Consider the following 13,492-nt stretch of genomic DNA (forward strand, 5'->3'; position numbering starts at 1 on the left):
ATGATTGCGAAGGTTTTTGGTAGGTGGATGCCTTCCGATGTAGATGCCGCAGCATCCAAGGCTGTCTACCAGTTCGAAGAACAAGCAAACGGCAAAAACCTCCGAGCGGTTGAAGGCGAAATGCCATGCTTGAGGTATAGTGCGCACCTGACGTATGGATGGGATGCCTATGAGCCACCGTGTAGTAGAATTGCACTGCATCATGCCAATCGAGAATCTTCCATCAGTGTTCCAGCACGGAATTCTCTGCCACGACCGAGCTGCAGCGCTTCCGCATTCATCGGTAGCCGCCCAAGCAATTCAGGATCGTAGGGTAGGCAAGACAGTCCCAAACGGAATGCGTCTGCATCAGTATGCGAATCTTTATTTTTGCGCCCGCAATCCAATGCTATACCTCAGGAAAAATGCTCATCCAGACCTTTGTGTTGTCAGGGTCAGCCGTGGAGTGCTAGAGCTCCCCAATGTAGTAGTGAGCGACCAGAATGCTGCCTCGGACTACGTAAGGTTTCATTCCTATCCTGACGGTATGGCAAGAATCAATTTCGACTACGTGTTCGCGGACTCCTGGAAAGATCAGGAACAGATTGTCGAATGGCAAAAAAAGGCTGCGAAATGTGCTGAAACCCTTGTTCCTGGGGCTGTGGCCCCTGGCTACATCACAGGGTTCTACACTTGTGACGACCCAACGAAGCAAAAAGTTGAGACTGTACTCGCTGGGTTGAACTGGCGAATCCCAGTAACGTCCAACCCTCATCTTTTCTTCAGGTGAACAGCGTGATCAGAGTTCTTATAGGCGACATGTTCCAAAGCAACGCGCAGACGTTGGTCAATACCGTGAACTGCGTCGGCGTGATGGGCAAGGGCGTAGCATTAGAATTCAAAAAACGCTGGCCGGGCCTAATGCAAGACTACGTGGAAAGATGCTCACAAAAGCTTGTCAAACCCGGCATACCTTACATTTACACGGACATCCTCGGAACTTCAATTATAAATTTTCCAACCAAAGACCACTGGCGCTCCCCCTCCAAACTGGTGGACATACAAAACGGGCTAGTGATTTTTGTTGAAAACTATAAAACATGGAATATCACATCCGTAGCCTTTCCTCCTTTGGGTTGTGGAAATGGCGGACTGGAGTGGGAACTGATAGGGCCAATCATGTATAAGATGCTTTCGAAGATTGACATTCCGGTGGAAATGTACGCACCATTTGGTACTCCAGTGAGCCAACTCACTACCGACTTTCTTAGCCCGTCACAGCAAAATCTTTTCGAAGTATCTTCGCACAAAGGCTCGAAAAACCAGAAGATAAATCCAAACTGGATTGTGCTATTAGAAGTTCTACACCAACTTGAGTCTCAACCATACGCACCTAAAGTTGGACGTACCATTTTTCAAAAAATTTGTCATGCCATCACAGCTTTGGGCGTTGACACCAATCTAGACTTCAAAAAAGCAAGCTACGGTCCTTTCTCTGAAGAAGTACAAAAGCTTTTGAGCACCTTAGCGAACGCGAATCTCATAAGTGAAGTTCAATTAGGACGAATGAATTCACTAAGAACTGGGCCAGAATATAAATCTGCGCGCGATAAATTTAAAGATGTACTACAACGCAACGATAGTAAAATATCAAAAACCGTTGATCTTTTTAGTAGAATTAAAAACACAGAACAAGCTGAAGAAGTGGCGACCGTTTTTTATGCGGTAAGCAAGCTCAAAGAAGACCAGAAAGTTACAATTGTGCCTGAGCGAGAGGTTTTTGATTTCGTCCTGTCGTGGAAGAAGGCTTGGAATACCGAATCCAAACGAGAAGCTATCGCCTCTGCGATCCGTAGTCTTGCGATCCTTGGATGGATTCGAGTCAGCTCCAGTGACTGCCTACCAGTAGCGAAGATCAGCTGTGACGAGTTTAGTTTCTGCTAAATGACAGCATTTCACCGCAAGCCCTCCCATTTTTAATTGGTTCGGGCTCAAAGAGTGAGGGGGTGCACAATCAAGATTTTGTTGCCCCCTACCTCAGTTAAACACGAGCTGCAATGGCTGCGATCTGGGTAGTGAACTCGTGTATTTCACCAATAACCGACTGCAAGTGATGACTAGTGTCATAAGCGATCCAATCAGTTGGGCTACCTACTATCTTACCTAAACTACATTGCTTGATCATGGCATCGCCCCAGCTGAAGTTGGGCTGCCTGTAGTGAAGTGAGCTCACAATTGTTTTCGCAAGGGTTTGACTTTGAGCAAAGCCGCCCTCGCCTTTCACAGAGTGACCGCGAACTACAAAGAATGCATTATTTACTGTATATCTAATCTTAGCATTCATATTTGGCGCAATATTATCTGAAGACCGAGGACTCCTGACTCCATAATCACCAAAATAGAGAGAGGCTCGCGGATTAGCGGATAGAAAACCTTTCCATACAATCATTTCCTTTCGCTGAACCAAGCCACTTGAGTCGCGATCTTTTACTGCTTTATCAATAGTGTCTGGTATCGAACTTGCGTTTATGATGATTTTCTCAAAACCTAGGCCTTTCATGTGCCCGTAAGCAGACTCTATGACTTCCATCAGTTCCTGCATTGGCAACCTGGTCACATCGCCGATATCAATGATTACTGGAGTGCTGGACTCATTCAGCCCCGCACTCAGTATCATATCTTCAATTATCTCGTTGAGGTGATCAGGGTCTCCAAGGTCCTCAATAGCCAAGTTATCCAGCCTGATACAGAAAAATGCGTCATTCGGCAAATCCATAGCCTTGATGGTTTCTCGGTACTCTACCGCATCCCATCTGTCATATCCGATCACAGGGCAAACAACAACCCCCACGTCGTTCAGCCTATTGCAAACATAACTCAATACTTGTTCACCACCTTCGGTAGTGAACTCGGTAGGCCATTGCGAGACATCGAGCATTACGCGCTTACCCCTAAATACCTCAGCGATCTCATGCGCACGCTTATCTAGATAGTACTCATAAGGGGTAACGCTTTTCTTACATGCGACTTCAAGATCTCTACCTTCAAGCTTGGTGATCTCAAATATAGGCGTACAACGCTCAAACGAAGACTTGTCCAACTTTTTCAAGTAAGACAGCGCCTCCATCTCACCAGATTTAGCTCGAACGATGGGGAAATACTGATTATTCATATTTCATACCTCATAGATTTTCGAGTTGAGCCCTAACCATTCCTTGGCCTATTAGATCGGTAAACTGGTTATAATTACCCGCTTCTTTTCTAAGGCGACCAGCTATAATCGCTGGGTGTATCTTAAGCTCTTTAGCTAAGTTAATAATCGTCTCTCTGCTTGGTTTCAAATATGCATCGGTACGCTTCCACATCGCCCGGGGTATGAATGCATCTCGTGCTATTCTATTAGCCTCTGACTCTCTTTTGTCGGTGCTGCCGTGCTCCAAATCATCTAGGATAGCTTCACTGGCGTCATCGATATGTTTCCAAACGTGGACCATTTCATGCACCAGAGTAAACCAGAAATTGTCGACCCTGTCATACCTCAAGGTCAGCGCAATAATAGGGGTACCGTCTACCTCTTTAAGAGCAGCACCATCAAGCATTGTACCTTTTAGCTGAGGCTCAATAATTACTGCTATACCATGTTTTTTAAGCAACTCCACTGCCATTCGAGGCCCTTCCTCAAAACGACTGAGCTGAACGACCTCTTTGATTAAGGCTTCACCGACTTTTGTCTTATCGTACTCCGGAAGCTCACTTTTCATCTGCCGCGTTCTTTGTATAACCCTAGCCAGCCATGCATAAAGCGCATAAGTTGTCGTTGGAGTAGGTGAGTCACCTGAAAGCGTACGCCGGAAAGAAGCTCCACTTTCTTGCAGCCCCATTTCCGCTATAAATCCCTGAACGATGTCCTCTACAGCTTTCTTTGTTTTACTAGTGATGGTGTCAATCCAGCCCCTAGCAACCATTTCCTTAACAGGGAACTTTGACCAGTCTACATTAGACTTATTTTGGCTGCTCCCAACTTCATCAAGCCCAACCAAGGTGTCAGCTGAAATACCAAGCCCTACTGCCAGAGCTCTAATCATAGGCACTGTGAGAGGTCGTTTCCTCGCTAATACTTCTGACACTCTACTTCTGGTCCCAAAATATGGAACCAAATCGGCTTGCTTCAATCCCTTTTCGGTCATACGAAAAAGAATAGCGTCAATTGGATCAGGAGCCTCTACTGGATATTTTTGCTTCTCATAGTCCTCTATGAGCATCGAAAGCAGTTCGAGCCTATCACTTTCCTCCGAACCAAGTCTCGGAGAAGAAATTATCAGAGAATGCACCTCATGAAAGTATTCGAGGTATTGTTCCTCTGTTTTGATAATTTTAGGGCTCAAGATTTTCATAATTTTTTCACTATTGCAGTGATTATTGCAATTCCTTGGGCAAAAGCGATCTTCAACTCTAAGAATGTGTTGGACTCACAGATAGAGAAGAGAAAGGTATCTTCGGAAGTTGAAAGGGCATTAGGGTACTGTTCGAGTAGCTCGGCTGGAACCTTCCACTTTGCGTGACCGATCTCACTCACCCATACACAAATCCATTTGCGGATATGCTCGCTTTCCCCCTGAAGAGGAGGCAGTTTCTCTCTACCAAGCAATCTCATGATCGTCGCTTTGTTCCCAATTTGGGAACAAGCTACCTCAACCCCTACCACACGTCAAGGGAGTGTTCCCAAATTGCGAACAAAAGCCGGCTGCCACACGCACCTCGTTACGCTCACGAGAAAAGACGAGCTGACTTACACGCTGAATTTCTATCTTCCCCAGGAGATACTGGCGATAAACCTGCCTCTTTACGCTAGCGGGTCAGGGCAGATAAATCTGCAAGGAATTGGCGGCACACGCTCAACCGGCGTAATTTAAGCAATTGATTCATAAGGTTTTTGTTGTGAAATCACCAATCAAATACATGCACGGGCGTGTTTTCTTACCTGCTATCCGATAAATAAGCTCACTCGACTGCGCCACGCCTCGCTCTGAGGCGAGAAACGTTTGCCCCGGTCTGATTCGCGAACTCATGCGGCGAGATATGCTCCTGCCGGTTCGCTTCGAGGTAACGGCTCCACCAGCTCATGATCATTCGCCGTTCCTCCAGGAACTCAGCCTTGTGGATATACGCCGCCCGAACATTGTTGCGCTCCCTGTGGCTCATCTGCCGCTCGATAGCCGTCTCTGACCACAGCCCGGATTCGACCAAGGCACTGCACGCTATGGAGCGAAAGCCATGCCCGCAAATTTCGGTCTTGGTGTCGTAGCCCATGTTCCGCAAAGCGCTATTGACCGTGTTCTCGGACATTGGCTTCCACGAGCGAGCGTCACTGGTGAACACCAGATCGAAGTACCCCGTGATCCCATGAATCTGTTCGAGCAACGCCACCGCTTGCGGTGAAAGCGGGACCAGATGGATGTCGCCCGCCATCTTCGTGCCTCTGGTCGAATACGGGACGCCATCCAAAGCGGGCCGCGTGTCAGGTATCTCCCATATGCCGCGCTTAAGAGCGAACTCACTCCAACGTGCGAAGCGCAATTCGCTGGACCGGACAAACACATGCAGGGACAGCATGACGGTCAGCCGAGTCAGCGTACGTCCCTTGTAGTTCTCGATGCGGTCCATCAACTCAGGCAGACGTGACAGCGGGAGTGCAGGCCGGTGCGTAACCCGTGGCGCGCTGATGAAGCCCTCAAGGTCATATGCAGGGTTCACGGTGATCAACCTCAGTCGCTTCGCCTCACGCATGATGCTCTGAAGGTAGTTTTGTACCCTTAAGGCCACATCGATCGTGCCGCGCTTCTTGATCGCCTCAAGCGGCTGCATGAGGTCGAAGGTATCCAGATCAACGATGGCGCGTGCGCCTAGCAGCGGGAATACGTGAGTCTTCAAACGACTCAGAACGGTCCTCGAATGGCCAGGCGCCCACTTCACGGACATTTCCTTATGCCAGTCCAAGGCAACGCGCTCGAATGTGTGGCCTCTGACAACCGCCTCGGCCTTGGCCTGTTGCTTGGACTCAATCGGATCAATGCCCTCAGCCAGCATCCGCTTGGTCTCCAGACGCTTCTGCCGAGCATCTGCGAGACCAATAACGGGATAGTTGCCAAACGAGGTCAGCCCCTCTCGCCCATCCGGTTTCACATACCGGAAGCGCCAGCCTTTGCGGCCATTGGGGTAAACGAGGAGGTAAAGACCGTCGCCATCGAAAAGCTTGTAGCCGCGGTCAGTAGGTTTGGCCGAACGGCAGGCGGTGTCGGTCAGGGGAGCAGTAGTACGAGCCATAAGGGTAAACCCCTTTATCGAATCGACTTTATCCCAAACGTTACCCCTAAATCGGCTGGCAGCTGTCGGATTCCGACGGAATGCCATAACGAAAAAACCCGCCAGAAGGCGGGTTTTACGGGGGTTCCAGAGATTTTGGTAGCCTTCGCTGGAACCTGAACTGGTGCCGGAGACAGGAATCGAACCTGCGACCTTCGCGTTACGAGTGCGCTGCTCTACCGACTGAGCTACACCGGCGTGTAGCGCAACGTACCACTGCCGCAGCCGTTACGCAAACCCCTGTTTCCCCTCGCTAATTCCCCTGCCCTCAAGCTCCCTTGCAGCCCGTCGGCGCAAGGTCTTCCTCGATGTTGGTCGCGCAGCTCCAGCCGGTGGCCGAGCGGGTCAGGGTGAGGGTCTTGCCGAGCACGATGGCCGGTGCATCGGCCAGGGTGCAGCCGATGGTGGCGCTGCCATTGGCGGCGCTGCCCTGGGCGGTGATGGCGCAATGGGACGTGGCCGCCTGGCCGCCCAGGGCGGCGACGTCGGCCACGTCCTTGCCTTCGTTCAGGCGCAGGTCCATCGCGGTCTTCAGCGCGGAGATTTCCAGCAGGCCGGCGGACGCTTTGGCGCGGGCCTGGTGGTTGGTGTACATCGGGATGGCGATGGTCGCCAGAATGCCGATGATCGCCACGACGATCATCAGTTCGATCAGGGTGATACCGCGTTGCCCTTTCATGAACGTTTTCCTTTTTGATTCGCATACTCGGTGGGGTCAGGCTCGACCCCAGACTCGCAGCGGCGCAGTAGGCCTGAACGGACACCTTTTGTCACCCCTGCCCGTCTGGGCGTCATGCTCGCTGAACTACTCTAGTGAGCCTCAGGGAAGCGTGCCCCTCCAAGGACGCGGCAAGCTGTTTCCAGGCTTGTCGCAACGGCAAAAAGGACCTTTGCATGAAGCATTCGACTCAGCGATACGCCTGGCACGGCACCGATGCCAGTGGCGCAGCCGTCAGTGGCCAAACGCGTGGGCGCAGCCCGGCGTATGTGCGCGCCGGGCTGTTGCATCAGGGGATTCACGTTGCGCATTTACGCGCCGTTGGCGAGTGGGCCTGGCGCTGGCCGAAGGGGCGGGGCAAATGCGACCCGGCGGGCTTCAGCCGGCAGTTGGCGACATTGCTGAAAGCGGGTGTGCCGCTGCTGCAGGCGTTCGAGGTGATGGGCCGCAGCGGCTGCGATGCCGGGCAGGCGGCGTTGCTGCAGCGCTTGCAACAGGATGTGGGCGCGGGGCTTGGGCTGGCGGATGCCTTGCAGCGTCACCCGGCCTGGTTCGATGCGTTGTACTGCAACCTGGTGCGGGTGGGCGAGCAGTCCGGCACGCTGGACCGGCAACTCGAACAGCTGGCGGCGATGCTGGAGCAGCGTCAGGCGCTGCACAAGAAACTGCGCAAGGCGATGCTCTATCCGCTGCTGCTGTTGCTGACAGGCCTGGGGGTGTCGGCAATCTTGTTGCTGGAAGTGATTCCGCGTTTCCAGGCGCTGTTCGCGGGCTTTGATGCGCCGCTGCCTGCCTTCACGCAGTGGGTCATCGACTTGTCCACAGGGCTGGGGCGTGTGGCGCCGCTGTTGTTGATAACTGCCGTTGTGCTCTGCCTGGGTGGGCGTGCGCTGTATCGCAAGCATGTGCCGGCCCGCCTGTGGATATCTCGGCAGGCGCTGCGTGTGCCGGTATTCGGCACGCTGCTCGGGCAAGCCGCCCTGGCGCGCTTCGCCCGCAGCCTGGGCACGGCGTATACCGCCGGGGTGCCGTTGCTGGATGCACTGGGCACGGTGGCCGGGGCCTGCGGGGGCGACTTGCAGCAACGGGCCGTACTGCGCCTGCGCCAGGGCATGGCCAATGGGCAGGGGCTGCACCAGGCGATGACGGCCGAGCCGATGTTTCCACCCCTGCTGATACAACTCACCGCCATCGGCGAATCCAGCGGCACGCTGGAGCAGATGCTGGATAAAGCCGCCAGCCATTACGAGGAACAGGTCAGCCAGGCGCTGGAGCAGTTGACCAGCCTGCTCGAGCCGGCCATCGTGGCGGTCCTGGGCGTGCTGGTAGGCGGCCTGGTGGTGGCGATGTACCTGCCGATCTTTCAGTTGGGTAGCTTGATCTGAACATGACTTTATGGACTTTGCTGGCTGAACAGCCGGCGTACTTCATCACCTTGGCGACCTTGCTCGGCCTATTGGTGGGCAGCTTCATCAATGTGCTGGCGTATCGCCTGCCGATCATGCTGGAGCGCCAATGGCAGCGGGAGGCCCAGGAGGTACTGGGGCTTGAACCTCACCGGCACGAGCGCTTCGACTTGTGCCTGCCTGCATCCCACTGCCCGCATTGTGCGCATCGCATTCGGGCGTGGGAGAACATCCCCCTGCTGAGTTACCTGATGCTGCGCGGGCGCTGCTCGGCCTGCAAAGGCGCCATCAGTGCCAGGTATCCGCTGGTGGAAACCGTTTGTGCGGCGCTATCGCTGGTGGTGGCCTGGCACTTCGGCCCCTCGCTCGCGGCGTTGTTCGCACTGCTTTTGACCTGGAGCCTGCTGGCCCTGAGCCTGATCGATGCCGACCACGGCCTGCTGCCGGATGTGCTGGTGCTGCCGGTGCTGTGGCTGGGGCTGATCGTCAACGCCTGCGGCATCTTCGTGCCGCTGAGCCATGCCTTGTGGGGCGCGGTGGCCGGGTATCTGAGCCTGTGGACGGTGTACTGGCTGTTCAAGCTGGTGACCGGCAAGGAAGGCATGGGCTATGGCGACTTCAAGCTGCTGGCCCTGATCGGCGCCTGGGCGGGCTGGCAGGTACTGCCCCTGACCCTGCTGCTGTCGTCGGTGCTGGGGGCGGTAATCGGCCTGAGTTTGCTGCGCCTGCGCCAACGCCCGGTGAGCATGGCGATACCCTTTGGCCCTTATCTGGCCATTGCGGGGTGGATTGCTGTGCTCTGGGGTGATGAAATATACGCTTCCTACCTGCAACTGCTTGGATTCTGATGACCACTGCGGCCTTCACACCTTGGATTCTCGGCCTTACCGGCGGCATCGGCAGCGGCAAGAGCGCAGCCGCCGAACGCTTCGTCGAACTTGGCGTGCACCTGGTCGATGCCGACCAGGCGGCGCGTTGGGTCGTCGAACCCGGCCGCCCGGCCCTGGCCAGCATCGTCGAGCGCTTCGGCCCCGGCGTGTTGCTGGAAGATGGCCAGCTCGATCGCGCCGCCCTGCGCCAGTTGATCTTCGCCGACCCGGCGCAGCGCAAATGGCTGGAGCAGCTGCTGCACCCGCTGATCGGGCAGGAGATTTTCAGTTACCTGGCCAAGGCGCAGTCGCCTTATGCGGTGTATGTGTCGCCGCTGCTGATCGAGTCTGGCCAGCACTTGAAGACCCAGCGTGTGCTGGTGATCGATGCGCCCCAGGCATTGCAGGTGGCGCGCACCTTGCAGCGTGACAACACCAGCGCCGAGCAGGTGCAGGCGATTCTCGACGCCCAACTGGCCCGCGAGGAGCGCCTGCGCCATGCCGATGATGTGGTGGTGAATGACGGCGACCTGGCGGCTTTGCACCAGCAGATCGACCGTTTGCACCACTTTTACCTGACTTTACGAGGAGGCCAGCCATGAGCAAGCCATTGACCGTCGATTGCCCGACCTGTGGCGCACCTGTGGAATGGAACGAGAAGAGCGCGTTCCGGCCGTTCTGTTCCGATCGCTGCAAATTGATCGACCTGGGGGCCTGGGCGGCCGAGGAGCACAAGATTCCGGGGGCTGAAGAGTCCGAGGATGAGCTGTATTCAGGGGATCTGGAGCCTCGGCACTAAGCCTGTAGGAGCGGCCTTGTGTCGCGAAAGGGCCGCGCAGCGGCCCCCAAGATTTCCCCGCAATGTCAAAGATCCGGGGGCCGCTTTGCGGCCCTTTCGCGGCACAAGGCCGCTCCTACACGCGGCTTCATACCGCGTAGATCACCGCTCATCCTCCTTCCACGGCGCCTGCAGATACCGGGTGCGGTTGAACGTCTCCAGCCATTCTGGGCAAAACACCACCAGCGCACTGATCACCATGCCGTTGATGAACGCCTCCGGGAACATCATCAGCCACAGGTAGCCCACAAAGTCGCTCAACCACTCCGGCATGGCGAAACGCCCATCCAGCCACAGCAAACCCAGCGCCGCCAACACGCAGACCAGCACCGTGAGCGCAGCCGGGAAAAACCCCGAGCAGAAGATGTACACGAACAGGTTGCGCGGCTGCGCCCGCTCGACCAGCAGGGCACACACCTCGGTAATCAGCACCGGCAAACCCACCAGCAACAACCCGTTCACCCCCAGCGCGGCCAGGTCCTGCCGCCCCAGCGCCAGCAACCCGAGCTGGGCGAAGAAGCCCCCCAGAATCGCCAGCGGCCAATCCAGCAGCAGGGTCACGGCCGTCATGCCGATGAAGTGGTACGACACCCCGGTATCGAAGTCGCGCCGCACCAGCCACAGGGCAAACAGGCAGAACACCGTGCCAAACAGCAGGTGCTGCCGGCGCCGGTCGGTGAACAGCTCCACCCAGCGGGTACGGCTGGCCGCCCACACCAACAAAGGCACATAACCCAGCCAGCCAAGGCTTAGGCTGGTATCGGACAACACCTGCGCGCTGATCACCTGAGGCATACCCCTTGCCGGCCTGTGGATAAGCTTGAGTCTACACCCATTGAAAACAGCATCTTATCGTCATGGATTAGCGACTAAGCTTGTGGCATGGATGACTCAGACTACCTGCGCCTGCTCACCATCCAGGCCGAACAAGCCAATGCCTTCCTCTCCAATGCACGCAAGTGGGAGCGGGAGCGTTGGGTATGCCAGCGCCTGCTGCAGGGGCTGAACATCCCCTATCGCAGCGAGGATTTCACCCCGGCTGGCCAGGAGCCGCCGGACGTGCTGTTCCGCGATGCGGCCTTCGAGGTGTTTTTCGTGCTCGATGAAGGGCGCCGGCTCAATGACGAATGGCGCGAAGAATTGCAGCGCAGGCGCAGCGCCTTCTCCCTGGCCCAGCTGGTGCGCCGCGAAGCGCGGCCCCGGCGCATCGCCGCCAGCGAGCTGCTGGCGCGCCTGGCCCCGACCTTGCGCAAGAAGGCGCACAACTACCGCGAACGCGGGCTGGAGCTCAACGAGCTGGACATCATCGCCTTCGCCAGCCTCAAGCGCGAGGTGCTCGACCTCAACACCCACTTCCCGCCGCCCACCGAATACCTGCGCCAGGGCTGGCGGTCGCTGTCGCTGGTGGGGCCGACCTTCGCCCGGGTGCTGTTCGCCCACCCCGATGCGCCGGATTTCTTGCGCGGCAACCTGGGGCGCAGCATCGTGTTCGACGTGGGCATCAGTCTTTGATCCAGTGCCGAGAGTCTTTGCGATGGCGTACACTCGGCGCCAGGGATAGAAAGCATTATCATTTGTTTCAAGCGCTTGCATGAACGCTGTAGCGTGCATGCAGTCACAAACGTCTACCTGACGAGGCCCACCATGACCAGCCGCCTGAATCCTGAAGATCAGCGTCGTGTCGATGAGTATCTGCGAGCCCCCCAGCATCAAGTCGAGCGCAGGCCCTTCCGGCCTTGGTTGCTCCTTGCGCTGGTGCTGGCGGTGACCATCGGGTTGGGCCTCATCAGCCGCCTGCTGAGTGGACTGGTGCTATGAGCTGCCTTGCGCTCGCCCTCCCCTCGTGCAGTTTGCGGCCGGCCGGCACGGCCACGGATTCCGTAAACCTTATGAGATATTCCCATGACTCATCGCATCGTGATTGTCGGCGGCGGCGCCGGCGGCCTGGAACTGGCGACCCGCCTGGGTAAAAGCCTGGGCAAGCGCAAGCAGGCCGAGATCACCCTGGTCGACGCCAACCTCACGCACATCTGGAAGCCGCTGCTGCACGAAGTGGCCGCCGGCTCGCTCAACTCCTCGGAAGACGAACTGAACTACGTGGCCCAGGCCAAGTGGAACCACTTCAACTTCCAGCTGGGGCGCATGAGCGGCCTGGACCGTGAAGGCAAGCAGATTCAACTGGCCGCCACCCTCGACGAAGAGGGCCGCGAGCTGCTGCCTGCGCGCACCCTGGCCTACGACACCCTGGTGATCGCCGTGGGCAGCAACACCAACGACTTCGGCACCCTGGGCGCGGCGCAGCACTGCCTGTTCCTGGACACCCGCAAGCAGGCCGAGCGCTTCCACCAGCAACTGCTCAACCACTACCTGCGTGCCCACGCAGGCGACGTGGCCAGCGAGCAGATCAGCGTGGCAATCGTCGGCGCCGGTGCCACCGGTGTCGAGTTGGCGGCCGAACTGCACCACGCGGCCCACGAGCTGGCAGCCTATGGCCTGGACCGCATCCAGCCCAAGGACATGCACATCACCCTGATCGAAGCCGGCCCGCGGGTCCTGCCTGCCCTGCCCGAGCGCATCAGCGTGCCGGTGCACAAGACGCTGGAAAAACTCGGCGTGAAAGTGCTGACCAATGCCGCGGTCAGCGAAGTGACCGAGGACGGGCTGAAAACCAAGGATGGCGAAGTGATCCAGGCCAGCCTGAAGGTGTGGGCGGCGGGTATCCGTGCGCCGGGCTTCCTCAAGGACATCGATGGCCTGGAAACCAACCGCATCAACCAGCTGGTGGTCAAGCCAACCCTGCAGACCACCCGCGACGACAACATCTTCGCCTTCGGTGACTGCGCCGCCTGCCCGCAACCGGGTAGCGACCGCAACGTACCGCCTCGGGCGCAGGCGGCACACCAGCAGGCTTCGATGCTGGCGCAGAGCCTGAAGGCGCGGCTGGAGAACAAAGCCCTGCCCACTTACGAGTACAAGGATTACGGCTCGCTGGTGTCGCTGTCGCGCTTCTCGGCGGTGGGCAACCTGATGGGTAACCTGATGGGCAGCGTGAAACTGGAAGGCTGGCTGGCGCGGATGTTCTATGTGTCGCTGTACCGCATGCACCAGATGGCGCTGTTTGGGTTCTTCCGCACGGCGCTGATGATGCTGGGCAGCAAGATTGGGCGCGGCACCGAGCCGCGGTTGAAGCTGCACTGATGTAGCGAGCGGCATGAGGCCAGGTTGTCTGCACTGGCCTCATCGCCGGCAAGCCGGCTCCCACAGGGGCATGCGAACTGCACCGAAAGGTGCATTTTTTTTGCGTGGGATAAATTCTAGG

At 56.8% G+C, this 13,492-nt stretch carries 14 protein-coding genes and 1 tRNA gene; 9 read left to right on the forward strand and 6 right to left on the reverse strand.

Annotation, left to right across the window (positions count from 1 at the left end):
• Positions 1-169: 169 nt before the first annotated feature.
• Both L6D75_RS09825 and darG read left to right on the forward strand, forming a co-directional pair.
• Positions 170-769: a DUF4433 domain-containing protein gene (locus tag L6D75_RS09825; RefSeq protein ID WP_176513884.1), complete on the forward strand. Its 600-nt coding sequence runs from the start codon at positions 170-172 to the stop codon at positions 767-769.
• A 5-nt stretch (positions 770-774) separates the two neighbouring features.
• Complete coding sequence (gene darG, locus L6D75_RS09830; protein ID WP_181019394.1) at positions 775-1,923, forward strand: type II toxin-antitoxin system antitoxin DNA ADP-ribosyl glycohydrolase DarG; 1,149 nt, start codon at positions 775-777, stop codon at positions 1,921-1,923.
• Between the two features lie 97 nt (positions 1,924-2,020).
• On the opposite strand, the gene L6D75_RS09835 is transcribed toward darG, so the two are convergent.
• The 5 genes from L6D75_RS09835 to L6D75_RS09855 form a co-directional block, all read right to left on the reverse strand.
• The gene (locus tag L6D75_RS09835; protein WP_176513882.1) at positions 2,021-3,151 is read right to left on the reverse strand and encodes a beta family protein; all 1,131 of its coding nucleotides are present in this window, start codon (positions 3,149-3,151) and stop codon (positions 2,021-2,023) included.
• 10 nt (positions 3,152-3,161) lie between these two features.
• A complete protein-coding gene (locus L6D75_RS09840; RefSeq protein ID WP_236193515.1) occupies positions 3,162-4,373 on the reverse strand; it encodes an ImmA/IrrE family metallo-endopeptidase in 1,212 nt (403 codons plus the stop codon).
• Between the two features lie 607 nt (positions 4,374-4,980).
• Positions 4,981-6,303 (reverse strand): tyrosine-type recombinase/integrase, encoded by a 1,323-nt coding sequence (locus L6D75_RS09845; RefSeq protein ID WP_176513879.1) that lies wholly within the window; start codon positions 6,301-6,303, stop codon positions 4,981-4,983.
• 161 nt (positions 6,304-6,464) lie between these two features.
• Positions 6,465-6,540: transfer RNA gene (locus L6D75_RS09850), tRNA-Thr, on the reverse strand.
• Positions 6,541-6,610: 70 nt separating this feature from the next.
• On the reverse strand, positions 6,611-7,021 hold the full coding sequence (locus L6D75_RS09855; protein WP_176513877.1) for a pilin: 411 nt from the start codon (positions 7,019-7,021) through the stop codon (positions 6,611-6,613).
• A 215-nt stretch (positions 7,022-7,236) separates the two neighbouring features.
• On the opposite strand from L6D75_RS09855, the gene L6D75_RS09860 reads away from it, so the two are divergent.
• The 4 genes from L6D75_RS09860 to yacG are packed head-to-tail and all read left to right on the forward strand — an operon-like array spanning position 7,237 to position 10,134.
• A complete protein-coding gene (locus tag L6D75_RS09860; RefSeq protein ID WP_176513875.1) occupies positions 7,237-8,445 on the forward strand; it encodes a type II secretion system F family protein in 1,209 nt (402 codons plus the stop codon).
• A 2-nt stretch (positions 8,446-8,447) separates the two neighbouring features.
• Positions 8,448-9,314, forward strand: coding sequence for a prepilin peptidase (locus L6D75_RS09865; protein WP_176513874.1), 867 nt, complete (start codon positions 8,448-8,450; stop codon positions 9,312-9,314).
• Entirely contained in the window at positions 9,314-9,937 is a 624-nt protein-coding gene (gene coaE / locus L6D75_RS09870) for a dephospho-CoA kinase (RefSeq protein ID WP_176513872.1), read from the forward strand. Before L6D75_RS09865 ends, coaE begins: the two co-directional genes overlap by 1 nt.
• Entirely contained in the window at positions 9,934-10,134 is a 201-nt protein-coding gene (gene yacG, locus L6D75_RS09875; protein WP_176513869.1) for a DNA gyrase inhibitor YacG, read from the forward strand. Before coaE ends, yacG begins: the two co-directional genes overlap by 4 nt.
• Before the next feature lie 141 nt (positions 10,135-10,275).
• Here the strand turns inward: yacG and L6D75_RS09880 are convergent, their stop codons facing one another.
• Positions 10,276-10,968, reverse strand: coding sequence for an energy-coupling factor ABC transporter permease (locus tag L6D75_RS09880; protein WP_176513867.1), 693 nt, complete (start codon positions 10,966-10,968; stop codon positions 10,276-10,278).
• An 87-nt stretch (positions 10,969-11,055) separates the two neighbouring features.
• Here L6D75_RS09880 and L6D75_RS09885 point away from each other — a divergent pair, with 87 nt between their 5' ends.
• From L6D75_RS09885 to L6D75_RS09895, 3 genes are all read left to right on the forward strand, one after another.
• Complete coding sequence (locus L6D75_RS09885) at positions 11,056-11,685, forward strand: DUF1780 domain-containing protein (RefSeq protein ID WP_176513865.1); 630 nt, start codon at positions 11,056-11,058, stop codon at positions 11,683-11,685.
• A gap of 132 nt (positions 11,686-11,817) precedes the next feature.
• Positions 11,818-11,991, forward strand: coding sequence for a DUF3094 family protein (locus L6D75_RS09890; RefSeq protein WP_003247547.1), 174 nt, complete (start codon positions 11,818-11,820; stop codon positions 11,989-11,991).
• Positions 11,992-12,075: 84 nt separating this feature from the next.
• Positions 12,076-13,371 carry an NAD(P)/FAD-dependent oxidoreductase gene (locus L6D75_RS09895; protein WP_176513864.1) on the forward strand — a complete coding sequence of 432 codons (1,296 nt, stop codon included), beginning with the start codon at positions 12,076-12,078 and terminating at the stop codon, positions 13,369-13,371.
• Positions 13,372-13,492 lie beyond the last annotated feature (121 nt).

It is taken from the genome of Pseudomonas faucium (assembly GCF_021602585.1).
GTDB lineage: Bacteria > Pseudomonadota > Gammaproteobacteria > Pseudomonadales > Pseudomonadaceae > Aquipseudomonas > Aquipseudomonas faucium.